This is a genomic window from Kocuria sp. ChxB, assembly GCF_044359605.1.
GTDB lineage: Bacteria > Actinomycetota > Actinomycetes > Actinomycetales > Micrococcaceae > Kocuria > Kocuria rhizophila.
Window position 1 is genome coordinate 2538708 of sequence record NZ_CP121123.1, and the last position, 23882, is coordinate 2562589.

The window sequence follows — 23882 nt, forward strand, 5'->3', positions numbered from 1 at the left end:
TGGTACCCGCGGGGCGGGTCTCCTGCTTTTACATCGTCTGACCGGAGGAGTTTGATCGTGGAGAGAATGTCTGTTCCGAGGTGGCGTGTTGGTGTGGATCAGCAGCGGGACCGGCTACGGGTCCGTGTGGCGATCGGTTCGCGGTTCCGGCTGCTGGAGGTCTCGGACGCCCGCAGGATCGCGGACAAGATCCACGACACGTGCGACCGGGTGGAGGAGCTGCAACGGCCACGGGCGGCCCGGGACGCGGAACGCTCGTGAGGGGAGGGGGGGTGTCCCTATGTTCCGAGTCAAGCCGCGAGAGCGGTTGGTTCGGGGGTAGGGGCGGTGGGCGGTTGGTAGTAGGTGCCGTTGCGGAGCATCGCGAAGATGACGTTGCAACGACGACGGGCCAGGCAGATCACGGCGGCGTTGTGTCGTTTTCCTTCGGCTCGTTTGCGATCGTAGTAGGCCTTCGAGATCGGGTCGCGATTCGAGGCGATCCACGCGGAGTAGAACAGTGCGTTCTTCAATCGTTTGTTGCCCGAACGAGCGGGGAACTCACCACGGATCGACGTCCCTGATCGCCGTGTGATCGGGGCGATGCCCGCATACGCGGCCAGGTGGCCCGCGGTCTCGAACCCGGTGCCATCGCCGATCGCGAGGAGGATCTGGGCTGCGGTCTTGATGCCGATCCCCGGCATGCTCATCAAGACCGAGGCGAGAGGGAAGTCCTCCAGCATGGCCTCGACTTCGTGGGCGACCGTGGCCCGTTGCGCTTTCAACTCCTTGACCTGCCCGGCCACCCTGGGGATCACGAGCTCGACCGCCGCGGTCGCCGGCACTGTCACGGTCTGCTCGCTCAGCGCCGTGAAGATCTTCTCGACCAGCGCAGAGGGATCGCGGCGAGAATGGGAACGAGCGAACCTCAAAACCCGCCCCGCCCAGCGGACGTGAACCCGGTGGGGCCTCCGAACTTCTCTAGCAGCTCCAGCACGAGGTCGGTGGAGAGGGTCCCGCCGGGGAAGACACGTTCTAGTGCGGGGTGGATCTGGGTGAGCAGCGAACGGATCCGGTTCAACGCCCTGGTGGTCTCGTGGGCGAGGTCCTCGTCGAACCCGGCGAGGACTTTCAGCGCGGAGAGGACCTCGTTGTCATGGTCGACCTGCCGCAGCGTGTGGGGCATGGTGCGGGCGGTGTCGGCGATGATGAACGCGTCTCTGGCGTCGGTCTTCGATCTTCCCGGATACAGGTCTGCTGCTTTTCGCATAGCTAACCCGGGAAGATACGCCACAGCGCAGCCGGTGTCTCTGGCCACCGCGATCGGCAACGCCCCGATGGTGTTGGGCTGGTCCACGACCATCAGCACCTCACCACGCTCCTGCAGGCTGGTGAACAACTCCCGCAGCTGGGTCTCGTCCTGCGGGAGGGGTTTGTCGAACAGTTTGTGCCCGGTCGCATCCAGCGCGCACCCGTGGTGGGCGGTCTTGCCCACATCCAGGCCGATGATTACCGCGAAACGGTTCTCCATGATGAGCCTCCTTGGCGCACCATCGCTGGTCGCAGTCTTGACACCCGATGCCGGCACCCACGTTACGAAGAGACCTCGCCACCACGGCGGCGGGCCGTGTCCCTATCAGCGGTCAACGCGTGTCTCTCGACCGGGCGGCAACACCCCCCGGACCATCAATGGCAGGGCAACAAAGCCATACCCGGCCGAGCGACCAGACCCCCGACCATCGGAGGCACTCACAAGGTAACGGGGTAGGAGGATCCCGCTTCGAGGCCCGAGCCCCGAGGCAAGGCGGACGGGCGGTTACACCAAGCAGGTGCGGAGCCCATCTTTTACCCATCGTTTTTCGAGACATGGCACCAAATTACGATCAACCTGCGTAACTCCGGTGGCCCGTGTAGGCCTTGACTTCGCGCATCCCGGCCACTCTGGAGCAACTCACCTGAATGTCCCCACTCATAATCCTTGGGTCGTGGGTTCAAGCCCCACCCGCCCTACACCACCGGCCCCGCGCGAGCGGCACCGGACGGAGGCCCTCGACGACGGTCGGGGGCCTTCCGCGTGTCCGGAACCCGGGGGCTGGGCCGCCGGTCTCCGACCGGGCAGCGGCCGCCGCGCACCGCAGACCGGGCACGGGGCCCGGAACGTGGGGTACCTCCCCTCGCCCACCGGGCGCCGGCCAGCAGTCCCCGGGCGCCTGACACCTAGCAGCAGTCAGGACGCACCGGGCGCGCTGCGCTCGGCATCCGGCACGGGCAGCAGCACGGAGGGGCGCAGGTCCACCACGAACTGCAGCGGGTTCACGTACTCCCCGTGCTCCCGGACACCCCAGTGGACACTTCCGCCCCGCGGCCCGTGACCCGGCGCCGCCACGCGGGCCACCACCTGCCCCCGTTCCACACGCTCACCACGGCGTACCGTGGCGCTGACCGGCTCCACCGAGGACTTCCGCCCGTCTCCGTGGTCGATCGTGAGCACCTCGCGGTCCACCACCACGCCCGAGAAGCTCACGACTCCCGCGGCGGGGGACCGGAGGGGGGTTCCCGGCGGGGCGGAGAGGTCCACACCGCGGTGACCCGGCAGCCACTTCTGGGCCGGTGCCTCGAACGCGCGCTCGACGCCCGGACGGGGAGACACCGGCCACGCCCAGCCGGCTCCGGCCGCGCCCGCGGGGTGGGCACCCAGCACGAACAGGGCCGTCAGGAGAGCCGCGAGGCCCAGGGCCATCCACCGTGGTGCGGGACACTCCGTGCCCGTGGCCGCGGGCCGCCCGGGGAGCCTGGGATGCACGTCCCCGCCCGGACAGGCCACCGGCCCCGCGGCGGGGCCCGGCGGTCCGCCGATCGCTGGAGACTGGACAACCGGCCCGGCGGTGAGCGCCAAGGCGAGAGCGGAGGTGGGAACGGTCGGAGCGGTCTCGGAGCTGCGTGGGTGAGCCATGGGACCAGGGTGACGCGGCGGCGTCGTGCTGCCGGGGGAGGGGCGCGCGATGTGGAGAGGAGGTGCCGCGCGATGCGCTAGACTGGCCAGTGCAGTTGCCCTGCCATCAGTTGCGCATGCCCGTTCGCGGGTGGGTGCGGCGGCGGGTGACTGACTTCGCGCGCGAAGGAACCCGGAACGGATCCGTTCCCTCCGGGTGCGTGCCCCTCGGTCCGGATCCGCCTGTGGAACCGGTACGGGGCACGTCGGACCCGCTCCACGAGCACGGTCCGCGCATCGCGCCAGGGACCGGCACGTCCGGTCGACAACCGTCAACCCACGGTGGCCCCCGGGCCGCCGGATACTCATGAGGAGACGACATGCCTGTCGTTACCATGCGCCAGATGCTCGACAACGGCGTCCACTTCGGTCACCAGACCCGTCGCTGGAACCCCAAGATGAAGCGCTTCATCTTCACCGAGCGCAACGGCATCTACATCATCGACCTGCAGCAGTCGCTGGGCTTCATCGACAAGGCCTACGAGGCTGTCAAGGCCACGGTCGCCCACGGCGGCACCATCCTGTTCGTCGGCACCAAGAAGCAGGCCCAGGAGGCCATTGCCGAGCAGGCCACCCGCGTGGGCATGCCCTACGTGAACCACCGCTGGCTCGGTGGCATGCTCACCAACTTCCAGACGGTCTCCAAGCGCATCGACCGCATGAAGGAACTGGAAGAGGTCGACTTCGACGACGTCGCCGGCTCGCAGTACACCAAGAAGGAACTGCTGCTGCTGCGCCGCGAGAAGGAGAAGCTGGAGCGCACCCTCGGTGGCATCCGCAACCTCACCAAGACCCCGTCCCTGATCTGGATCGTGGACACCAAGAAAGAGCACCTCGCGGTCGACGAGGCCCAGAAGCTCGGTGTGCCGATCGTCGCGATCCTCGACACCAACTGCGATCCGGACGAGGTCGCGTTCCCCATCCCGGGCAACGACGACTCCATCCGCTCCGTCTCCCTGCTGACCCGCGTGGTCGCGGACGCCGTGGCCGAGGGCCTCATGGAGCGCCACAACGGCAAGTCCAACGCCGCCGAGGAGCCCATGGCCGAGTGGGAGCGCGAGCTGCTCGAGCAGCACGAGGGGCAGAAGTCCGAGCAGGCCGCCCCGGCCGCTGAGGCTCCCGCCGCCGAGCAGGCCGCCCCGGCCGCTCCCGCCGAGACCGAGCAGAAGGACGCCCCCGCCGCCGAGTGAGGCCGCGGAAGGTGTTCACCTTCCATTCTCCCCGGTGACCCACGATGGTGACCGGACCCGCCCGGGCGTCCACGGACGCCCGGGCGGACACAACCGACAACAGAGGAGTTCACATGGCGAACTACACCGCTGCTGACATCAAGGCCCTGCGCGAGCGCACGGGCGCCGGCATGCTGGACGTCAAGAAGGCGCTGGACGAGGCCGACGGCGACGCCCAGAAGGCCCAGGAGATCATCCGCGTCAAGGGTCTCAAGGGTGTGACCAAGCGCGAGGGCCGCTCCACCGCCGAGGGCATCGTGGTGGCTCGCACGGAGAACAACGTGGGCTACATGGTCGAGGTCAACTCCGAGACCGACTTCGTGGCCAAGTCCGCGCCGTTCGTGGAGTTCGGCAACAAGGTGCTCGACGCCGCCGTGGCCGCCGACGCCGCGGACCTGGACTCGCTGCTCGCGGCCGAGGTGGACGGCACGCCCGTCTCCGAGCTCGTGACCGAGACCGGTGCGCTGCTGGGTGAGAAGGTCGTCGTGCGTCGCGTGGCCCGTGTGGCCGGTGACCACGTGGCCGTGTACCTGCACAAGACCTCCAAGGACCTCCCCGCCCAGGTGGGTGTCCTGCTGGCCGTGTCCGGCTCCGAGGCGGAGACCGCCGCCCACGACGTCGCCGTGCACATCGCCGCGATGTCCCCGGCGTTCCTCTCCGAGGAGGACGTTCCCGCCGAGACGGTGGAGAACGAGAAGCGCGTGGCCGAGGAGACCGCCCGCAACGAGGGCAAGCCGGACAAGATCATCCCGAACATCGTCCAGGGTCGCCTCAAGGGCTACTACAAGGACGTCGTGCTGGTGGACCAGGACTTCGCCAAGGACTCCAAGAAGACCGTGGGCCAGGTGCTGTCCGAGGCCGGCGCCACCGCCACCGCGTTCGCGCGGTTCCGCGTGGGGGCCTGATCCACGACCCCACCGGGCCCGGCGCTGCACGCACGTGACGCGCTGACGGCCCGCAGCGGCGTCGTCCGCGGGAGACCGCGGCGCCACCGCACCCCGTGACGGCGGGGCACCACCCGGGAGACCGGGGGTGCCCCGCCGTTTCTGTATGCTGGAGGGCGGTCTGCCGAGCCCGTGACGGACGCGATGTGTCCGCTGTGCCGCCCGAGGGCGGGGACACGTCCTGCGGGCGGGTCCGACGACCAGCTCGACCACTGCCCTGACGACTCATCGCCCCCGGGAGGATCCATGCCCACCACCAACGAATCCGAGCCCCAGGACGAGGCGATCCGCATGAGCCGCGACTCCCGCCGCGCCGAGCCGGCGCGCCGCAGGGTCCTGCTGAAGCTCTCGGGCGAGGTCTTCGGCGGTGGCAGCGTGGGCGTGGACACCACCGTGGTGCGCCAGATCGCCGAGCAGATCGCCGCGACCGTGGGCCAGGTGGAGACCTCCATCGTGGTGGGCGGTGGCAACTTCTTCCGCGGTGCCGAGCTCTCCCAGGCCGGGATGGACCGCTCGCGGGCGGACTACATGGGCATGCTGGGCACCGTGATGAACTGCCTGGCGCTGCAGGACTTCCTGGAGCAGTGCGGGGTGGACACGCGCGTGCAGTCCGCGATCAAGATGGAGCAGGTCGCGGAGACCTACATTCCGCGCCGGGCCATCCGGCACATGGAGAAGGACCGCGTGGTCATCTTCGGCGCGGGTGCCGGACTGCCCTACTTCTCCACGGACACCGTGGCCGCCCAGCGCGCCCTGGAGGTGCACGCCACCGAGGTGCTGATGGCCAAGAACGGAGTGGACGGCGTCTACACCGCAGACCCCCGCAAGGACCCGGACGCGCAGCGCCTGGCGAGCCTGACCTACGACGAGGCCCTCGCGAGGGACATCCGCGTGATGGACCAGACCGCGTTCGCCCTGTGCCGGGACAACCACGTGACCATGCGCGTGTTCGGCATGGAGGGCGCGGGCAACGTGACCCGTGCGGTGCTGGGCGAGGAGATCGGCACCCTCGTCACCGCCTGACGGGGCCGGACCGTCCCGTGGCGTGAGAGCCCGGGCGCCGGGCGCGACCACCCGGGCGCGACCGTTAGAGTGGAGACCACGTTCCGTTGCCGCCGGTGCCAGACGACCGCGGCCGTTGCATAAGGAGAACCACCCGTGATTTCAGACGTCCTCTCGGAGGCCACCACCAAGATGGGCAAGGCGGTGGACGCGGCGAAGACCGACTTCTCCACGGTGCGCACCGGCCGTGCGAACCCGGCCCTGTTCTCGAGCCTGCTCGTGGAGTACTACGGCACGCCCACCCCGCTGCAGCAGCTCGCGTCCTTCCAGACGCCCGAGGCCCGCACGCTGCTCATCACGCCCTACGACCGCAGCGCGCTCAACGACATCGAGAAGGCCCTGCGGGACTCGGACATCGGCGCCAACCCCGCGAACGACGGCAACGTGATCCGCGTGGTCATGCCCGAGCTCACCGAGGAGCGCCGCAAGGAGTACGTGAAGATCGTCCACGCCAAGGCCGAGGAGGCCCGGGTGTCGGTGCGCAACATCCGCCGCCACGCCAAGGAGTCCATCGAGAAGTTCGTCAAGGATGGGGACGTGGGCGAGGACGACGGCAAGCGCGGGGAGAAGGATCTCGACGCCGCCACCAAGAAGCACATCGACCAGGTGGACGAGCTGCTCAAGAACAAGGAAGCCGAACTGCTCGGCGCCTGATGGCCTCGCCAGACTCCGACTCCGCGCCCACCTCGCACCCCGCGACCGCGCCCACGGCGCCCGCGGGGCAGGGCGTGCCGCAGCGCGACCGGGACCCGCTGGCCACCGGCTCCCTGCGGCAGGTCCTCGCGCGCCCCTTCCACCGCAGCTCCGAGCACAGGGCACCGTCCCGTGCGGGACGCAACCTCCCCGCGGCCGTGACCGTGGCGGTGGTGCTGATCGCCACGCTGCTCACCGGCCTGTTCTACGTTCCGCTGGTGCTGGCCCTGCTGGCCGGGGCCGCGTCGGGCATCGGGGTGTGGGAGGTTGCACGGTCCCTGACCTACAAGGGTGTGCAGATCCCCAAGGTCCCCGCCGTCATCGCCGCGGTGCTCATGCCCCTGGCCGCGTTCTTCGGAGGCGGCGAGGCACTGTCCATGGCGCTCGTGCTCGCGGTCACGCTCGTGGTGGTGTGGCGCGCCTTCGGGCCGCGGCACGGCATGATGCTCTCGATCATGGGATCCGTGTTCGCCCTGGTGTGGGCGTCCTTCCTGCTGAGCACCGCGGTGCTGCTCTACCACTCGCCGGACGGCTCCCGGAAGGTGCTCACGGTCATTCTCCTGGCCATCAGCTCCGACACCTTCGGCTACGCGGTGGGGGTGGTGTGGGGCAAGCACCCCATGGCTCCCAGGATCTCGCCCAAGAAGTCCTGGGAGGGTTTCGCCGGCTCCGTGGGCGGCGCCGTGGTGGTGGGTGTGCTGTGCGCCGAGTTCCTGCTGGAGATGCCGTGGTGGCAGGGTGCGGTGCTGGCCGTGGCCATCGTGGCAGTCTCCACGGTGGGGGACTTCTCCGAGTCCATGATCAAGCGCGAGATCGGGATCAAGGACATGGGGACCCTGCTGCCGGGCCACGGCGGTGTGATGGACCGGATCGACTCGATCCTGTTCGCGGTCATCACCGGCTACGTCATCTTCGAACTGTTCAGCGCCCTGGCCTGACGCCACGCCGGGGCGCCGCTGCCGGGACCGGTCACCGCGCGTGACCGGTCCCGATCTCGTTCTCGAAAGGGCTCGCATGACATCTCAGGACCGTTTCCCCCGCTGCGGCGACCGGCTGTGGGGCTACGACACCGCCCAGGTGGACGACCTCCTGGACCGCCTCGACGCCCTGCGCGCCACCACGACGCCGCCCGCCGCCTCCGAGCCCGTGCCCACTTCCGCGCGGGTGGACTCCGCCGCCCGCACCCCCGCCGGCGAGGGCACCGACCCGGCCACGGGCTCCCACGCGGTGGGGGACCGGCGCATGGGCAGCCGGCAGCTGCGCGAGCGGGTCTTCGACCGCGCCCGCGGCGGCTACGACCCCGCGGCCGTGGATGCGCACCTGGACGTGCTGGAGGACGAGCTGTTCGAGCGCGAGCGCACCGTGTTCATCGAGGAGCACGGCGAGCAGCGGTGGAACGAGCACGTGGAGTGGCTGGGCGGGCTGCTGCTGGGACGGCTCAACCGGCCCCACTCCGAACGCTTCCGCCGCCCCCGCAGGCACCGCACCCAGGGGTACTCGGCGGCAGAGGTGGACGTCCTGTGCGACCGCCTGGTGGCGGAGCTGCGCAGCGGTGAGGACGTCTCGCCCGAGCTCCTGCGCCACGCGGTGTTCCGCCCGGCCCAGGGCCAGAGGTGCTACGAGGAGCAGCAGGTGGACGCCTTCCTGGACCGTGCGGTGGAGTTCGTACTCGCGGTGCGCGGCAGAGGCGCCTGACCGGCGTTTCTGTATACACAGTGCCGGACGACCTGCGGGGACCCCCAGTGACTCGCCCGTAATTTCAAGGATTATTGCAGCAGTTTTCTGCCACCCCTTGTGTCTTTGGATACACAACTCCTAGTGTGGTGCCCATCACACTAGGAGGCACTCATGGCATCCACGTCCTCTGTCGACCCGAACGGCTCCCCGGCAGCCTTCGGCATCGACTTCCCCGCGGTGCAGCGCTCGGAACAGTTCCAGCGCCTGCGCAAGACCCACCGGTCCTTCGTGTTCCCCATGGCCGTGGCGTTCCTGGTCTGGTACCTGCTCTACGTGGTGCTGGCCATCTACGCTCCCGGCTTCATGTCCACCCCGGTGGCGGGCAACATCAACCTGGGGCTCGTCCTCGGGCTGCTGCAGTTCGTCACCACGTTCGGCATCACCGCGGCGTACGTCGCGTTCGCCAACCGCACCCTCGACCCGCAGGCCACGGCGCTGCGCGAGGAGCTCGAGGCATCCCTCGACAAGCAGACCGAGACCGACCAGGAGGTCCGGCCATGATCGCCGTTCCCGCCATGTCCCTGCCTGCGGTGCACCTCGCGCAGGAGAGCTCCGCGACCGTGGGCAACCCCGCGATCAACATCTCGATCTTCCTGGGCTTCGTGCTCGTCACGCTGGTGGTGGTGATCCGGGCGTCCAAGTCCACCGCCACGGCGGCCGACTACTACGCCGGCGGACGCTCCTTCTCCGGAACGCAGAACGGGCTGGCCATTGCCGGTGACTACCTCTCCGCGGCGTCGTTCCTGGGCATCGTGGGGGCCATCGCCCTGCAGGGCTACGACGGGTTCCTCTACTCGATCGGTTTCTTCGTCGCGTGGCTCGTGGCGCTGCTGCTCATCGCGGAGCCGCTGCGCAACACGGGCAAGTTCACCATGGCGGACGTCCTCTCGTTCCGGCTGCGCCAGCGCCCGGTCCGTGTGGCGGCCTCCATTTCTACGCTGGCGGTCACCTTCTTCTACCTTCTGGCGCAGATGGCGGGCGCGGGTGCGCTCGTGTCCCTCCTGCTGGGCATCAGCTCCAAGGCTGGCCAGTCACTGGTGATCGTGATCGTGGGCGTCATCATGATCGTCTATGTGCTTGTGGGTGGAATGAAGGGCACCACCTGGGTGCAGATCATCAAGGCGTGTCTGCTCGTGACCGGCGTGGCCGTCATGACGGTGTGGATCCTCGCGATGTTCGGCTTCAACCTCTCCGCCATCATGGGTGCCGCGGTGGAGACCAACAACAACCCCGCGATGCTCGAGCCCGGACTGAAGTATGGAGTGAGCGAGATCTCCAAGCTGGACTTCATCTCCCTCGGACTCGCGCTCGTGCTCGGCGCGGCGGGGCTGCCCCACGTGCTGATGCGCTTCTACACGGTGCCCACGGCCAAGGAGGCCCGCAAGTCCGTGGTGTGGGCCATCACCCTGATCGGCATGTTCTACCTCTTCACCCTGGTGCTCGGCTTCGGCGCCTCCGCCCTCATCGGAGCGGACCGGATCAAGAGCGCACCCGGGGGAGTGAACTCCGCCGCACCCCTGCTGGCCTACGAGCTCGGTGGATCGGTGCTCATGGGTCTGATCGCGGCGGTCGCGTTCGCCACCATCCTGGCCGTGGTCGCGGGACTGGCCATCACGGCGTCGGCGTCCTTCGCGCACGACATCTACACCTCCGTGATCAAGAAGGGGAACTCGGACCCGCGCCAGGAGCTGCGCGTGGCCAAGACCACCGTGGTGGTCATCGGCCTGATCTCCATCGCCGGCGGCATCGGCGCCCAGGGGCAGAACGTGGCATTCCTCGTGGCTCTGGCCTTCGCGGTTGCGGCCTCCGCCAACCTCCCGACCATCCTGTACTCCCTGTACTGGAAGCGCTTCACCACCCGCGGGGCGGTGTGGTCCATGTACGGCGGGCTGATCCTCTCCGTGGTGCTGATCGTCTTCTCCCCGGTGATGTCCGGCTCGGAGACCTCCATGATCCCCGGTGCGGACTTCGCCATCTACCCGCTGTCCAACCCGGGCATCATCTCCATCCCGGCCTCGTTCCTGCTGGGCTTCCTGGGATCGGTGACCGAGCGGCGCCGTGAGGATCCCCTCAAGCAGTCCGAGATGGAAGTGCGTTCCCTCACAGGTGTGGGCGCCGAGAAGGCTGTCTCGCACTGACTCCACCGCGACGGCCCCGGTTTTCAGGGGCCGCCGCGGTGCACCGGAGCCCATAGACCCCCAAACTGGTAGTACACTGAGCGACGGTTCGCTGACCAGAGCGACTGCGGGCAACCGCACGCGTTTGCAACGAAAACTTGAGGTGGAGAAATGGGCATTTTCAGCTGGATCATCCTCGGCATCATCGCTGGCGCTCTCGCCAAGCTGATCTTGCCGGGCAAGCAGGGTGGCGGGATCATCGTCACCATGATCCTCGGCATCGTGGGCGCGTTCCTCGGTGGCTGGCTCGGGTCGTTCATCCCGGGTCTGAGCAACGGGATCCAGGAGATCAGCTTCGGCACCATCATCACGTCCGTCGTGGGCGCGATCATCGTGCTGCTGATCTACGGTTTCGTCGTCGGCCGCCGTCGCTGAACCGCACGGGTCCGCGAGGACCACTGAGCAAGGGCGTCACCCCCGGGTGGCGCCCTTGTCGTCTGTCCAGGGCCGTGACGACACCTCCCGGTGGCTCGGGCGGATCTCGGGCGCGCCAGGGCCCTGCGCGGTGAAGGCCGGGTCGGACGGGCGCGCCATACTGGTACCATGACCTCCGCAGCCATGACCCCCGACCTCGACCGCGCCACCCGTGAGACTCCCCGCCGTCTGGTGGTCCTCGGCTCCACGGGGTCCATCGGCACGCAGGCGCTCGACGTCGTCCGGGGCGCCGCCCAGCTGACGCGGCCCGGGGGCGGCGTCACCCACGCGCCCTTCGAGGTCCTCGCCCTCGCCGCGGGAGCGGGCCACCTCGAGCTCCTCGCGCAGCAGGCGGTGGCCTTCAGCGTGGCGGCCGTCGCCACCAGCGGGTCCGCGCAGGACGCCGCCCGGTTGGGTGAGCTGATCGACGACGCCGCCCGGGCGGCACGCTCCCCGGCGCCGCGGCCCGAGATCCTCCACGGCCCCCGAGCCGCCGCACAGGTGGCCGCGTGGGAGGGCGCGGACGTGGTCCTCAACGGCATCACCGGAAGCATCGGTCTGGAACCCACGCTGGCGGCCCTGGAGGTCGGGCGCCCGGTGGCGCTCGCCAACAAGGAGTCGTTGATCGCGGGCGGTCCGCTGGTCACGGCGGCCGCCGCGGCCACGGGTCTCACGGATGCGCTGATCCCCGTGGACTCCGAGCACTCCGCGATCGCCCAGGCGCTGCGCTCCGGGACGGCCGGGGAGGTGGACCGTCTGGTGCTCACGGCGTCCGGGGGACCGTTCCGCGGCATGACCCGGGAGCAGCTGGCCCACGTGAGCCCCGAGCAGGCCCTGCGGCACCCCACCTGGGACATGGGTCCCATGGTCACCACGAATTCCGCGACCCTGGTCAACAAGGCCCTCGAGGTGCTCGAGGCGAGCCTGCTCTTCGACGTCCCGCTCGAGCGGATCGACGTGACGGTCCACCCCCAGTCCGTGGTGCACTCCATGGTCCAGTTCACGGACGGCTCCACTCTCGCGCAGGCCTCGCCGCCGGACATGCGGCTGCCGATCGCGCTGGGCATCGCGTGGCCCCACCGGGTCACGGGTGCGGCGGCCGCGTGCGACTGGACCCGCGCCGCCGAGTGGACCTTCGAGCCGCTGGACTCCGAGGCCTTCCCCGCCGTGGAGCTGATCAAGCACGCCGGGGGGCTCGGCGGCACGTGGCCCGCGGTGTTCAACGCCGCGAACGAGCAGGCGGTGCACGCGTTCCACCGCGGGGAGCTCGGATTCCTGCAGATCGTCGAGCTGGTCTCGCGCGTGGTCGACGAGCACGACGGCGTGCGCGAACCCCGCCTGGAGGACGTGCTCGAGGCGGAGACATGGGCCAGGGCGCGCGCGGACGAACGGATAGCGGGAGGTCGCTGAACCCGTCTGCCAGTCCGAACTCCCACTGCGGGCGTCGCCATGCCCGGGGGGCGCTCGAGGGGGGGGAGGAAGCCAGGCGTGGCCCCGGGGTGCACCGTGGCACGCGATGACGCCGTGCGGACGGGGGCGGCCCGGGCGGCGTCGTCCGGCGGTACGGGAACCTGTGAACACCGTGCTACAGTTCTGGGCGGATGACGAGATCCGGCGCGAAGCTCTGGCTGGCCGGACGGCAACCCTCTCCCGTAGCGGGGTGCCCCAGATGACCATCCGGCCGCGGTTCGAACAGATCACGGCAAGTGCGGTTTTCCCCGAATGGCACGTGTCTGATCATTGCCCTCATCCAGGTGGGACTGTTTGCTCCGCGCATCCGTATCCCGACCCTGGAAAGGCATCACCGTGCGAAGCAAGCGCCTGATCCCCGTTGTACTGGCCACCACCCTGGGCCTGACCCTCACCGCGTGCGGCGGCCCCGAGAACACCGATCCCATGGCCGACGGCAAGATCACCATCGGCATCGTGGGCGCCACCCCCGTCCAGGACGCTCTGAAGGACGTGGCGGCGCAGAACGACGTCACCGTGGAGTTCGTGGATTTCAGCGACTACAGCCAGCCGAACCCCGCCCTGAAGAGCGGGGACATCGACATGAACTGGTTCCAGCACATCGCCTACCTGGCGGACTACAACAACAACTCGGGTGACACGATCACCCCCGTGGGCTCCACGTCCATCTTCCCGCTGGGGCTGTACTCCAAGTCCGTGAAGTCCGTGGCCGACTTCAAGGACGGGGACGAGATCGCCGTTCCCAACGACTCCATCAACCTCTCCCGGGCGCTGAGCCTGCTGGAGCAGCAGGACCTGGTGACCTTCACCAAGGACACGATCGCCCCCACCGAGCAGGACGTGGACACCGAGAAGTCCAAGGTGAAGGTCCGTCCCGTCTCCGCGGAGCAGACCGTGCTGTCCATGGACTCCGTGGCCGCCTCCGTGGTGAACAACGACTTCCTGGACCGGGCTAACCTCGAACCGAAGAACGCGCTCGCCCAGGACGATCCCACGGCGGACAGCGCCAAGGTCTACGACAACCTCTTCGCCGCGACCGAGGCGAACGCGGACAACGAGACCCTCAAGAAGGTTGCGGGTTTCTACTACGACGACAAGGTGCAGGAGGCCGAGAAGCAGGAGACCAAGGGCACCGCGGTGCCCACCAGGGTGGACCAGCAAGAGCTCAAGGACCTGCTGTCCCGCTACTCCGAGGACCTCAAGGGGCAGAGCAAGTGAGCCCGGCGCCCGAGGCGCAGACACTGGTCAGCTTCCGGGACGTCAGCAAGGTCTTCGTGACCGGCTCCAAGCGCCGCACGCGCACGGTCACCGCCGTGGACTCCGTGGACCTGGACATTCGGCGCGGGGAGATCTTCGCCGTCATCGGCTACTCGGGTGCCGGCAAGTCCACGCTGGTGCGCCTGATCAACGGCCTGGAACCCATCACGTCCGGCAGCCTGCAGGTGGCCGGCCGCCAGGTGGACGGCCGCAGCGAGACCCAGCTGGCCCCGATCCGCCGGGACATCGGGATGATCTTCCAGCAGTTCAACCTGTTCACGTCCCGCACCGTGGCCGGCAACATCGAGTTCCCGCTCAAGCGCGCCGGGTGGAAGCCGGAGGACCGCAGGGCGCGGGTGGCAGAGCTGCTCGAGTTCGTGGGTCTCACCGAGCGCGCCGGCAACTACCCCGAGCAGCTCTCGGGCGGCCAGAAGCAGCGGGTGGGCATCGCGCGAGCGCTCGCCACGAACCCCGAGCTGCTGCTCGCGGACGAGTCCACGTCCGCGCTGGACCCGGAGACCACGCAGGAGGTCCTGAGCCTGCTGCGACGCGTCAACCGCGAGCTGGGGATCACGATCGTGCTGATCACCCACGAGATGGACGTGGTGCGCGCCGTCGCCGACCGTGTGGCGGTCATGGACTCCGGGCGGGTCGTGGAGACCGGGACCACCGCGGAGCTCTTTGCGCACCCGAGGGCGGAGACCACCCGCAAGTTCGTGTCCTCCGTGATGCGCACCGTGCCGCGGGAGGACGAGCTCGCCAAGCTCCGGTCCGAGCATCCGGGCCGGCTCGTGCTCGTGGACGTCACCGACCGCAACAGGATCGGCTCGGTGCTCTCCGACGCCGCGCGGGACGGCGTGGCCTTCGAGATCGCGTTCGGCGGGATCTCCATCCTGCAGTCACACACGTTCGGGACGCTCACGCTGTCCCTCGACGGGCCCGACGACGCCGTGTCACGGGCCATCGAGGCCCTGCGGGCGGTCACCACGGTCCAGGAGGTGTCCGAGTAATGGACTGGTCCACTCTCGGCCCGCAGTTGCTGCAGGCAACCGGGCAGACGCTCTACATGGTCTCGGTGACCCTGGTCCTCGCGGGGCTCCTGGGTCTCGCGGTGGGCGTGGGGCTCTACGTGACCCGCCGGGGCAACATCCTGGCGAACAGCGCGGTGTTCACCGTGCTCAACCTGCTGGTGAACTTTGTACGACCCATCCCGTTCATCATCCTGCTCGCGGCGCTGGGGCAGGTCACGGAGTCCGTGGTGGGCACCCGGCTGGGGCCCAACGCCGCGATCTTCGCCATGACCATCGGCGCCACGTTCGCCGTGGCGAGGATCGTGGAGCAGAACCTCATGACCGTGGACCCGGGGGTCGTGGAGGCCGCCCGGTCCATGGGGGTCTCGCGGTGGAAGATCATCACCACGGTGGTGCTCCCCGAGGCGCTCGGCCCCCTGGTGCTGGGCTACACCTTCCTGGTCATCGGCATCACGGACATGTCCGCGATGGCGGGGGCGATCGGTGCTGGCGGTCTGGGCGACTTCGCCTTGCGGCTGGGCTACCAGCGCTTCAACGACCAGGTCACGTGGGCCGCGGTGATCGTGATCATCATCCTGGTCCAGCTCGTGCAGTTCTTCGGCAACTGGCTCGCGCGCAAGATCATGCGCCGCTGACCTCCCCGCCCAGGCTCGACGCCGCCCCCGGCCACGCACGCGCGCGGCCGGGGGCGGCGTCGTTGTCTCCGGGACTGGTGGGCGTCAGCCACGTCGGAGGAGTGGGGCACAATGGGGGGAGCAACGTTCGCGGGGCGCGCGTCTCGGGCCCCGCAGGTCGATTCCCCTGGAGGAAACACGTGACGTCGGTCAATCTCGGCATGCCCGCAGCGCCCCAGCCCGTTCTGTCCCCGCGGCGCAAGACCCGCCAGATCCGGGTGGGATCCGTGGGAGTGGGCTCGGAGTCGCCCATCAGCGTGCAGTCGATGACCACCACCCCCACCACCAACATCAACGCCACGCTGCAGCAGATCGCGGAGCTCAACGCCGCCGGCTGCGACATCGTGCGCGTGGCGTGCCCGTCCCAGGACGACGCCGACGCCCTGCCCATCATCGCCAAGAAGTCCCCGATCCCCGTGATCGCGGACATCCACTTCCAGCCCAAGTACGTCTACGCCGCGATTGACGCCGGGTGCGCCGGTGTCCGCGTGAACCCGGGCAACATCCGCAAGTTCGACGACCAGATCGAGGGCATCTCCCGCGCCGCGGAGGCGGCCGGGGTGTCCATCCGGATCGGTGTGAACGCGGGCTCCCTGGACAAGCGGCTGCTGGAGAAGTACGGCAAGGCCACCCCCGAGGCGCTCATGGAGTCCGCGGTGTGGGAGGCCTCCCTGTTCGAGCAGCACGACTTCCACGACTTCAAGATCTCCGTGAAGCACAACGACCCCGTGACCATGGTCCGGGCCTACCAGCTGCTGGCCGAGCGCGGGGACTGGCCCCTGCACCTGGGCGTCACGGAGGCCGGTCCGGCGCTGCAGGGCACCGTGAAGTCCGCCACGGCGTTCGGCATCCTGCTCTCGCAGGGCATCGGGGACACCATCCGCGTGTCCCTGTCCGCCCCTCCCGTGGAGGAGGTCAAGGTGGGCAACCAGATCCTGCAGTCCCTCGGACTGCGCCCGCGCAAGCTGGAGATCGTCTCGTGCCCGTCCTGCGGGCGTGCGCAGGTGGACGTGTACAAGCTCGCGGAGGAGGTCAACGAGGGGCTCGCGCACCTCACCGTGCCGTTGCGCGTGGCCGTGATGGGCTGCGTGGTGAACGGACCGGGCGAGGCCCGCGAGGCGGACCTCGGGGTGGCCTCGGGCAACGGCAAGGGCCAGATCTTCGTCAAGGGCGAGGTCATCAAGACCGTTCCCGAGGACCAGATCGTGGAGACCCTGCTGGCCCAGGCCAACGAGATGGCCGAGAGCATGGAGCTGGACGAGAACGGCCAGCCCGTGGAGGGCTCCCCGGTCGTGACCGCCGGGTGATCCGGCGTCGGGGCGCGCGGGCGCTCGCACCCGCCGCCGTGGACCCCGCGGCACTGGACCGGCTTCTCGCGCAGGACCCGGTGGCCTCCGTGTTCGTGGCGTCGCACGTGCAGCGGGTTCGTGCCTCCGGGGCCCGCCGCCCGCCGGTGTACGGGGTGGCCGCACCCTCGGGGGAACTCGTGGGGGCGTGCTGGGCCGGGACCAACGTGGTCCCCGTGGTGCTGGACGAGCGGGGAACGGACCTCGTGGCGGACGCCCTGGCCCGCGGCGGGCCCCGCTTCGCCTCGTTCTTCGGCCCGGCAGAGCCGGTGCTCGGGCTGTGGGAGCGGCTGCGTGACTCGTGGCCCGCGCCGTTCGACGTGCGTCCGGTGCAGCCCCTGCTGGTCATGGACCGAGACCCCGACCCCCGCCTGCTCGCCGGCCCCGCGAGTTCCGTGCACTGGGGGAGCGAGGCGGACCTCGAGCGGGTGCTCCCCGCGGCGGCCGCCATGTTCACCGAGGAGGTCGGCTACTCGCCCCTGGGCAGTGGCGCCCACGGCTACCGGGAGCGGATCCGGTCCCTGCTGCGCGACGGTCGCACCGCGGTGCTCACCGACCACCGCGGTGACGTGGTGTTCAAGGCCGACATCGGCTCCCTGCACGGCGGGGTGTGCCAGATCCAGGGGGTGTGGGTGGCCCCCGAGCACCGGGGCAAGGGCCTCGCCGTCCCCTGCATGGCCGCGACCGTGGCCCTGGCCCGGCGGCAGGCCCCGACCGTGAGCCTCTACGTCAACGACTACAACGCCCCCGCGCTGGCCACCTACCGCCGGGTGGGCTTCCACCGTCACGGGGATTTCGCCACCGTGCTCCTGTGAGCACGGCGGGGCTGACCCCCGGGACGCGTCACAGCGATAGACTCGCCGCAGACATCAGCAGCTTCGATCGGCCCGGTCACGGGCGGTTAGGACCTATTCGTGCCGCTTCGCCTCAGTTCCCTGTTCCTGCGCACCCTGCGTGAAGATCCGGTGGACGCCGACGTCGACAGCCACAAGCTGCTCGTGCGCGCCGGCTACATCCGCCGCGCCGCCCCCGGCATCTACACGTGGCTGCCCCTGGGCCTGGCCGTGCTGCGCAGGGTCGAGAACATCGTCCGCGAGGAGATGGACGCGATCGGCGCCCAGGAGGTCCACTTCCCGGCGCTGCTGCCGCGTGAGCCGTACGAGGCCACCAACCGCTGGACCGAGTACGGCGAGAACCTCTTCCGGCTGCAGGACCGCAAGGGCGCGGACTACCTCCTGGCGCCCACGCACGAGGAGATGTTCACGCTGCTGGTCAAGGACATGTACTCGTCCTACAAGGACCTGCCCGCGATGCTCTACCAGATCCAGACCAAGTACCGTGACGAGGCCCGTCCCCGCGCCGGTCTGCTGCGCGGGCGCGAGTTCATCATGAAGGACTCCTACTCCTTCGACGTGGACGACGCCGGGCTGGACGAGTCCTACGCCAAGCACCGGGCGGCCTACGTGCGGATCTTCGAGCGGCTCGGGCTGCCCGTGGTGGCGGTCTCCGCCACCTCCGGTGCCATGGGTGGCTCGCGCTCCGAGGAGTTCATGCACCCCTCGGCGGTCGGCGAGGACACCTTCGTCCGATCCGCTGGCGGGTACGCCGCGAACGTGGAGGCCGTGACCACCGTCGTCCCGGAGCCCGTGGACTACGCGGACGCGCCGCCCGCACAGGTGCACCGCACGCCGGACAGCCCCACGATCGAGACCCTCGTGGCCCGTTCCAACGAGCTGCACCCCCGCGAGGGCGAGCCCTGGACCGCGGCGGACACACTCAAGAACGTGGTGCTCGCCGTCTCCCTGCCGGAGGGCCGCAGGCAGCTCGTGGCCGTGGGCATTCCCGGGGACCGGGACATCGACCTCAAGCGGGTGGAGGCCGGCATCGGCGAGGCCCTCGGCGAGGGCGGTGAGCTGGAGGTCGCGGCCGCCACGGAGGACGAGCTGCGGGCCGTCCCCGAACTGGTCAAGGGCTACATCGGTCCGGGACTGACCCGGGACGAGCCGCTGCTCGGCGCCGAGTCCCTGACCCGCATCCCCTACTTCGTGGACCCCCGCGTGGTGCCCGGAACGCGCTGGATCACGGGCGCGAACGTCGCGGAGTCCCACGTGTACGACCTCGTGGCGGAGCGCGACTTCACGTGGGACGGCACCCTGGAGGCCTGCACGGTCCGCGATGGCGATCCCGCACCGGACGGCTCCGGGCCGCTGGAGATCGCCCGCGGCATGGAGATGGGCCACGTCTTCCAGCTCGGCCGCAAGTACGCGGAGGCGCTGGGCCTCAAGGTGCTGGACAGCAACGGCAAGCTGGTCACGGTGACCATGGGCTCCTACGGCATCGGGGTGACCCGGGCGCTCGCGGCCGTGGCGGAGTTCTACCACGACGACAACGGCCTGCTGTGGCCGCGAGACCTGAGCCCTGCCGACCTCCACGTGGTGGCCACGGGCAAGGGCCCGGAGGTGCTGGAGGCCGCCGAGGAGATCGTGGCGCACCTCGAGGCCGCGGGCATCAGCGTGCTCTTCGACGACCGCCCCAAGGTCTCCCCGGGCGTGAAGTTCCGGGACGCCGAGCTGCTCGGAGTGCCCACGGTGCTCGTGGTGGGGCGCGGACTGGCCGACGGTCTGCTCGAGCTCAAGGACCGCCGCAGCGGCACCAGCCGGGACGTCCGGCGGGACCAGGTGGTCGCGGAGATCACCGCCGAGCTGCAGGGCCAGAACGGCCCCGCGGCCGAGTCCCTGTAGCGGACGCGCGACGCACGGACGGTGGATGCCTCGTTCCTCAGCGGCTCCGGGCTGGGGTCGGCAACTCCAGGGCTGATCGCCCTGCTCGTGGTCACCGGTCTTGCCGCGGGCTTCATCGACGCCGTGGTGGGTGGTGGCGGTCTGCTGCAGCTGCCGGTCACGCTCATGATCCCGGGACTGAGCCCGGTCCAGGCGCTGGCCACCAACAAGATGGGCTCCGTGTTCGGCACGGCCACCTCAGCGGTGACCTTCTACCGCAGGGTGCGCCCGGACCTGCGCACGGCGTTGCCGATGGCCGCGGTTGCCGCGCTCGCGGCGGGCGGGGGTGCGGCGGTGGCCGCGGCCCTGCCCGAGTCCGTGTTCACGCCGATCATCGTGCTGGCGCTGATCGCGGTGCTCGTGTTCACGGTGGCGCGTCCGTCCATGGGCCAGCTCACCGAGCTGCGCCACGCCGGCGCGCACCACTACGCCCGGGCCGTGGCGCTGGGCGCACTGATCGGCTTCTACGACGGTGTCATGGGCCCCGGCACCGGATCCTTCCTCATCATCGCTCTCGTCTCCGTGCTGGGGTACAGCTTCCTGGAGGCCAGCGCGAAGGCCAAGATCGTGAACCTGGCCACGAACCTCGGGGCGCTGGCCGTGTTCGCGGCCCACGGCTCCGTCCTGTGGGGGCTCGGTCTGGTGCTGGGGCTCAGCAACATGACCGGCGGCTACCTCGGCGCGCGCACGGCCGTGGCGCGGGGCAGCTCGTTCATCAGGGTCGTGTTCTTCGTGGTGGTCACCGCGCTGATCGTCAAACTGGGGTGGGACGTGGTCTCCGGATCGTGAGGTCCGTGGCGCGGCGCGGGCTCAGGGCGATGCCCTTCAGGGCGCGGCGGGCAGCGCGGGCACCGGTTCCTGCGGAGCCAGGGCCTGTGCCGTGCGGACGGTGTCCCGGAGGGCCGTGAGCAGCCACACGCGGTCCTCGGAGGGCGACGACGCCGCCGCGGCCAGCAGCGCGCGTGCCGTTTCCTGCTGCGTCTGTCCCACGCTCCGCGCCGGTTCCACCGCCAGGTCGCGGGGGAGGTCGTGACGGGCCGCCACGGGTGACGGCTCGCACGCCAGCAGGGGCTCGACCCGGGGCTGGGACAGCGTGGTGCGGACGTCGTCCGCCACGGTGGTCACGGTGTCCTGGGCGGGACCGTCAGTCATCACGGCAGAGGCGGCCTCGGCGGTGAACGCGGAGCGGTCCAGGGCGGTCGCAGCGGCGAGCAGGTCCTCCTGGCACGGGGTCTCTGTTCCGGTGGGGGAGCCGGCATCCGTGGTGCCCGGCATGGCCCCGGGACGTGCGGACTCGAAACCCGTCCCGCCGGAGGAACTCGATGGCACGGCGGCAGGGCTCGATCCCCGGCCGGAGTCCCCCGGGCCGCCCGCCGCCGGGCCCACCCCCTCGTCGGAGGGGCGCCCGGCGGTGTCGAGCGGAGAGTCGGGCGCCTGCGCGGGAGTTTCCGCGCCCATGCTCTGCTGCGCGGTCCACCAGGACGCGGCCACGGAGGCCGTGTTCCCGGCCAGTTCCTCGTCCGGTGCTGCGACGGACAGCCGGGCCATCCGGTCCGCGGCGTCCGCCAGATCAGCCGGAGGGCTCCAGTGCCCGCCCTGTTCGTCGAGGCGTCGTTGCTGCGCGGGTGTGGCCGCGGGGCCGAGGGCATTCAGCTGGCGTGCCAGGGCGTCGTCGGGAAGCACGTCAGGATCCGGGTTCAGCTCGCTTCGCACGGACTCGACCGTGGCGCGCGCGGCGAGCCGTACGGCGTCGTGCTCGGACAGGGGCCGCCAGAGTGCCCAGGCACCCCCGGCGAGCACCAGGACGAGGAGCACGGCGAGGACGGCGGCCGTGATGCGCCAGGGCCGCGCGGGGGCCGGGGACGGGTGGGAGCTCACGAAATTCCTCCGGGGGGACGGGTCTGCTCCATGATAGGGAGGACACCCGACCCGCACAGGCGCCCGGAGCACCGGGCGCGCACGAGAACGCGCACGAAAAGAGGACCGATGACTTCCGAGCACGATGCACCCATCCGCGCCGCCGTGGAGCCCGTGGTGGAGGCCGCCGGGCTGTTCCTGGAGGAGTGCGAGCTGAAGGGACAGGGCGGAACCCGGACCCTGCAGGTCCTCGTGGACCTCCCGGACGGCACGGACGCGCTGAGCCTGGACCGGGTGGCCGCCGTGGCGCAGGAGATCTCCGACGCGCTGGACCGCACGGACCCCGTGCCCGGCCCGCCCTACGAGCTCGAGGTGTCCTCACCGGGCGCCACTCGCTCGCTGGAGACGCCGCGGCACTGGCGGCGCACGGTGGGCCACCTGGTGCGGATCCGCCCGCTCGAGGGCGAGCGCTTCACGGCGCGGCTGCTCGAGGCGCACGACGACCACGCTGTGGTGCAGCGCTCCCACCAGCCCAAGAAGGGCATGCCCGTGAAGCTGCTGGACCCCGAGCGCGTGGACTACGCGAGCATCCGCGGGGCGAAGTCCGAGGTGGAGATCTGAGGCCGGGCCCGGCGATGTAGCATGGCCTGCAACAGATCACGACGTGAGACCCATGCAGCAGCGCACCGCACGCACCCGTGCGGCGCGCTGTTTGGTTCCCGGCCCCGCTCGGGCCGGACAGCCGCGTGGCGCGAAGGAAGGCCGGACACATGGACATCGACATGAGCACCCTGCGACTGCTGGAGCGCGAGCGGGACATCCCCGTGGACGTCTTGATCCCCACCATCGAGCAGGCGCTGCTGCTGGCCTACATGCGCTCGCCCGGAGCGATCGACGGCGCCCGTGCCGAGGTCGAGCGCCGCTCGGGCCACGTGACCATCTGGGCGCCCGAGCTGGACGAGGAGGACCGCCGGATCGGCGAGTTCGACGACACCCCCTCCGGCTTCGGGCGGATCGCCGCCGCCACCGCGCGTCAGGTGATCCTGCAGAAGCTGCGGGACGTCGAGGACGACAACGTCCTGGGCCACTTCAAGGGCCGTGAGGGTGAGCTGGTGTCCGGCCAGATCCAGCAGGGCAACAACCCCAAGATGGTCCAGGTGAACCTGGGCACGGTCGAGGGGCTGCTGCCCCCGCACGAGCAGGTTCCGGGAGAGACCTACCGCCACGGCGACCGCATCCGCGCGTTCGTGGTGGAGGCCAAGCGGGGCTTCAAGGGCCCGTCCATCACGCTGTCCCGCTCCCACCCGGACCTGGTGCGCCGGCTGTTCGAGATGGAGGTCCCGGAGATCGCGGACGGCTCCGTGGAGATCGTCACCCTGGCACGTGAGGCCGGGCACCGCACCAAGATGGCCGTGGAGGCCACGCGACCCGGTGCGAACGCCAAGGGGGCGTGCATCGGGGACATGGGCTCGCGTGTGCGCGCCGTCATGAACGAGCTCGGGGACGAGAAGATCGACATCATCGACTTCTCCGAGGACCCGGCCAAGTTCATCCTCAATGCCCTGTCCCCGGCCCGGGTGTCGCGCGTCGTCGTGCTGGACGAGGCAGCCCGCTCCGCGCGTGCGGTCGTCCCGGACGCGCAGCTCTCGCTGGCCATCGGCAAGGAGGGACAGAACGCGCGCCTCGCGGCCCGGCTCACGGGCTGGAAGATCGACATCGTGCCCGAGTCCCGCGCAACGGATCGCTGAGACCCGCGGAATTCGAGGGAACGGCGCCCGGCGCGCTAGACTGTGCTCCGATCAGGTGGACCATCTGTCGGGACCGTGCGCGCTCAGGCGCCGGGCGGTCCACGGGGATGGCACACGAGGAGCAGGGATGAGCACCACGAGCCTTCGCACCTGCGTGGGGTGTCGCACCGTGACGTCCCCCGATCAACTCGTCCGCGTGACGACGGAGAGCACCGCAGCCGGCCCCCGGGTCGTTGCGGATCTCCGCCGCCAGTTGGGAGGCCGTGGGGCCTGGGTGCACGCCACCCCCCGCTGCGTCGACCTCGCGATCCGGAAACGGGCCTTCAACCGTTCGTTCCGTACCGCGGTCAGCGCACAGGACCTCATGGAACAGCTCCGCGTGCTCCTGCCCGTGCAGGAGGACGAACACCAGGAAAGCGAGTCAGAAGACCATGGAAAACCGATGAGTGCCGGCCGATGAGTACCTCCACGTACTCACCCCGCAGCCGTGCA

At 70.0% G+C, this 23882-nt stretch carries 23 protein-coding genes, 1 pseudogene and 1 riboswitch; of the genes and pseudogenes, 21 read left to right on the plus strand and 3 right to left on the minus strand.

Features of this window, described 5'->3' with window-relative positions; genetic code table 11:
- Positions 1-93: 93 nt before the first annotated feature.
- Positions 94-261, plus strand: a complete 168-nt coding sequence (locus tag P8S73_RS11195) for a hypothetical protein (RefSeq protein WP_257744949.1) — start codon at positions 94-96, stop codon at positions 259-261.
- Positions 262-290: 29 nt separating this feature from the next.
- On the opposite strand, the pseudogene P8S73_RS11200 reads toward P8S73_RS11195, so the two are convergent.
- Positions 291-1510, minus strand: a pseudogene (locus P8S73_RS11200) (IS110 family transposase).
- A gap of 696 nt (positions 1511-2206) precedes the next feature.
- Entirely contained in the window at positions 2207-2719 is a 513-nt protein-coding gene (locus P8S73_RS11205; RefSeq protein WP_052239407.1) for a M23 family metallopeptidase, read from the minus strand.
- Between the two features lie 572 nt (positions 2720-3291).
- Here P8S73_RS11205 and rpsB point away from each other — a divergent pair.
- The 17 genes from rpsB (at position 3292) to P8S73_RS11290 (ending at position 20574) form a co-directional block, all read left to right on the plus strand.
- Positions 3292-4161 carry a 30S ribosomal protein S2 gene (rpsB, locus tag P8S73_RS11210; RefSeq protein ID WP_019310866.1) on the plus strand — a complete coding sequence of 290 codons (870 nt, stop codon included), beginning with the start codon at positions 3292-3294 and terminating at the stop codon, positions 4159-4161.
- A 113-nt stretch (positions 4162-4274) separates the two neighbouring features.
- A complete protein-coding gene (gene tsf, locus P8S73_RS11215) occupies positions 4275-5105 on the plus strand; it encodes a translation elongation factor Ts (RefSeq protein WP_019310867.1) in 831 nt (276 codons plus the stop codon).
- Between the two features lie 330 nt (positions 5106-5435).
- On the plus strand, positions 5436-6167 hold the full coding sequence (gene pyrH / locus P8S73_RS11220) for a UMP kinase (RefSeq protein WP_029603509.1): 732 nt from the start codon (positions 5436-5438) through the stop codon (positions 6165-6167).
- A gap of 135 nt (positions 6168-6302) precedes the next feature.
- The gene (gene frr, locus P8S73_RS11225; RefSeq protein ID WP_019310869.1) at positions 6303-6860 is read left to right on the plus strand and encodes a ribosome recycling factor; all 558 of its coding nucleotides are present in this window, start codon (positions 6303-6305) and stop codon (positions 6858-6860) included.
- Positions 6860-7837 carry a phosphatidate cytidylyltransferase gene (locus tag P8S73_RS11230; protein WP_039102327.1) on the plus strand — a complete coding sequence of 326 codons (978 nt, stop codon included), beginning with the start codon at positions 6860-6862 and terminating at the stop codon, positions 7835-7837. The genes frr and P8S73_RS11230 overlap by 1 nt, the downstream gene beginning before the upstream one ends.
- A 76-nt stretch (positions 7838-7913) precedes the next feature.
- A complete protein-coding gene (locus P8S73_RS11235; RefSeq protein ID WP_039102326.1) occupies positions 7914-8594 on the plus strand; it encodes a DivIVA domain-containing protein in 681 nt (226 codons plus the stop codon).
- A gap of 153 nt (positions 8595-8747) precedes the next feature.
- The gene (locus P8S73_RS11240; protein ID WP_019310872.1) at positions 8748-9137 is read left to right on the plus strand and encodes a DUF485 domain-containing protein; all 390 of its coding nucleotides are present in this window, start codon (positions 8748-8750) and stop codon (positions 9135-9137) included.
- On the plus strand, positions 9134-10774 hold the full coding sequence (locus tag P8S73_RS11245) for a cation acetate symporter (protein WP_070636361.1): 1641 nt from the start codon (positions 9134-9136) through the stop codon (positions 10772-10774). The genes P8S73_RS11240 and P8S73_RS11245 overlap by 4 nt, the downstream gene beginning before the upstream one ends.
- A gap of 150 nt (positions 10775-10924) precedes the next feature.
- The gene (locus P8S73_RS11250) at positions 10925-11188 is read left to right on the plus strand and encodes a GlsB/YeaQ/YmgE family stress response membrane protein (protein ID WP_029603513.1); all 264 of its coding nucleotides are present in this window, start codon (positions 10925-10927) and stop codon (positions 11186-11188) included.
- A 168-nt stretch (positions 11189-11356) separates the two neighbouring features.
- Entirely contained in the window at positions 11357-12637 is a 1281-nt protein-coding gene (dxr, locus tag P8S73_RS11255; RefSeq protein WP_348613927.1) for a 1-deoxy-D-xylulose-5-phosphate reductoisomerase, read from the plus strand.
- Between the two features lie 190 nt (positions 12638-12827).
- Positions 12828-12942, plus strand: a riboswitch (SAM riboswitch).
- 91 nt (positions 12943-13033) lie between these two features.
- On the plus strand, positions 13034-13915 hold the full coding sequence (locus tag P8S73_RS11260) for a MetQ/NlpA family ABC transporter substrate-binding protein (RefSeq protein WP_396350407.1): 882 nt from the start codon (positions 13034-13036) through the stop codon (positions 13913-13915).
- On the plus strand, positions 13912-14964 hold the full coding sequence (locus P8S73_RS11265) for a methionine ABC transporter ATP-binding protein (RefSeq protein ID WP_121566876.1): 1053 nt from the start codon (positions 13912-13914) through the stop codon (positions 14962-14964). The genes P8S73_RS11260 and P8S73_RS11265 overlap by 4 nt, the downstream gene beginning before the upstream one ends.
- Complete coding sequence (locus tag P8S73_RS11270; protein ID WP_102613557.1) at positions 14964-15620, plus strand: methionine ABC transporter permease; 657 nt, start codon at positions 14964-14966, stop codon at positions 15618-15620. The genes P8S73_RS11265 and P8S73_RS11270 overlap by 1 nt, the downstream gene beginning before the upstream one ends.
- 179 nt (positions 15621-15799) lie before the next feature.
- Entirely contained in the window at positions 15800-16966 is a 1167-nt protein-coding gene (ispG, locus tag P8S73_RS11275) for a flavodoxin-dependent (E)-4-hydroxy-3-methylbut-2-enyl-diphosphate synthase (protein WP_102613558.1), read from the plus strand.
- Positions 16967-17004: 38 nt separating this feature from the next.
- Positions 17005-17820 (plus strand): DUF4081 domain-containing GNAT family N-acetyltransferase, encoded by an 816-nt coding sequence (locus P8S73_RS11280; protein WP_259463950.1) that lies wholly within the window; start codon positions 17005-17007, stop codon positions 17818-17820.
- Between the two features lie 99 nt (positions 17821-17919).
- A complete protein-coding gene (locus P8S73_RS11285) occupies positions 17920-19746 on the plus strand; it encodes a proline--tRNA ligase (RefSeq protein WP_102613560.1) in 1827 nt (608 codons plus the stop codon).
- Between the two features lie 21 nt (positions 19747-19767).
- Positions 19768-20574, plus strand: coding sequence for a TSUP family transporter (locus P8S73_RS11290; protein ID WP_259906197.1), 807 nt, complete (start codon positions 19768-19770; stop codon positions 20572-20574).
- Positions 20575-20610: 36 nt separating this feature from the next.
- Here P8S73_RS11290 and P8S73_RS11295 read toward each other — a convergent pair whose 3' ends face one another.
- Complete coding sequence (locus tag P8S73_RS11295) at positions 20611-21663, minus strand: hypothetical protein (RefSeq protein WP_396350408.1); 1053 nt, start codon at positions 21661-21663, stop codon at positions 20611-20613.
- Positions 21664-21771: 108 nt separating this feature from the next.
- Here P8S73_RS11295 and rimP point away from each other — a divergent pair, with 108 nt between their 5' ends.
- The 3 genes from rimP (at position 21772) to P8S73_RS11310 (ending at position 23850) form a co-directional block, all read left to right on the plus strand.
- Complete coding sequence (rimP, locus tag P8S73_RS11300; RefSeq protein WP_019310882.1) at positions 21772-22263, plus strand: ribosome maturation factor RimP; 492 nt, start codon at positions 21772-21774, stop codon at positions 22261-22263.
- Between the two features lie 149 nt (positions 22264-22412).
- Positions 22413-23390 carry a transcription termination factor NusA gene (gene nusA, locus P8S73_RS11305; RefSeq protein ID WP_144803274.1) on the plus strand — a complete coding sequence of 326 codons (978 nt, stop codon included), beginning with the start codon at positions 22413-22415 and terminating at the stop codon, positions 23388-23390.
- Positions 23391-23517: 127 nt separating this feature from the next.
- Positions 23518-23850, plus strand: a complete 333-nt coding sequence (locus P8S73_RS11310; protein ID WP_019310884.1) for a YlxR family protein — start codon at positions 23518-23520, stop codon at positions 23848-23850.
- The last annotated feature ends 32 nt before the right edge of the window (positions 23851-23882 follow it).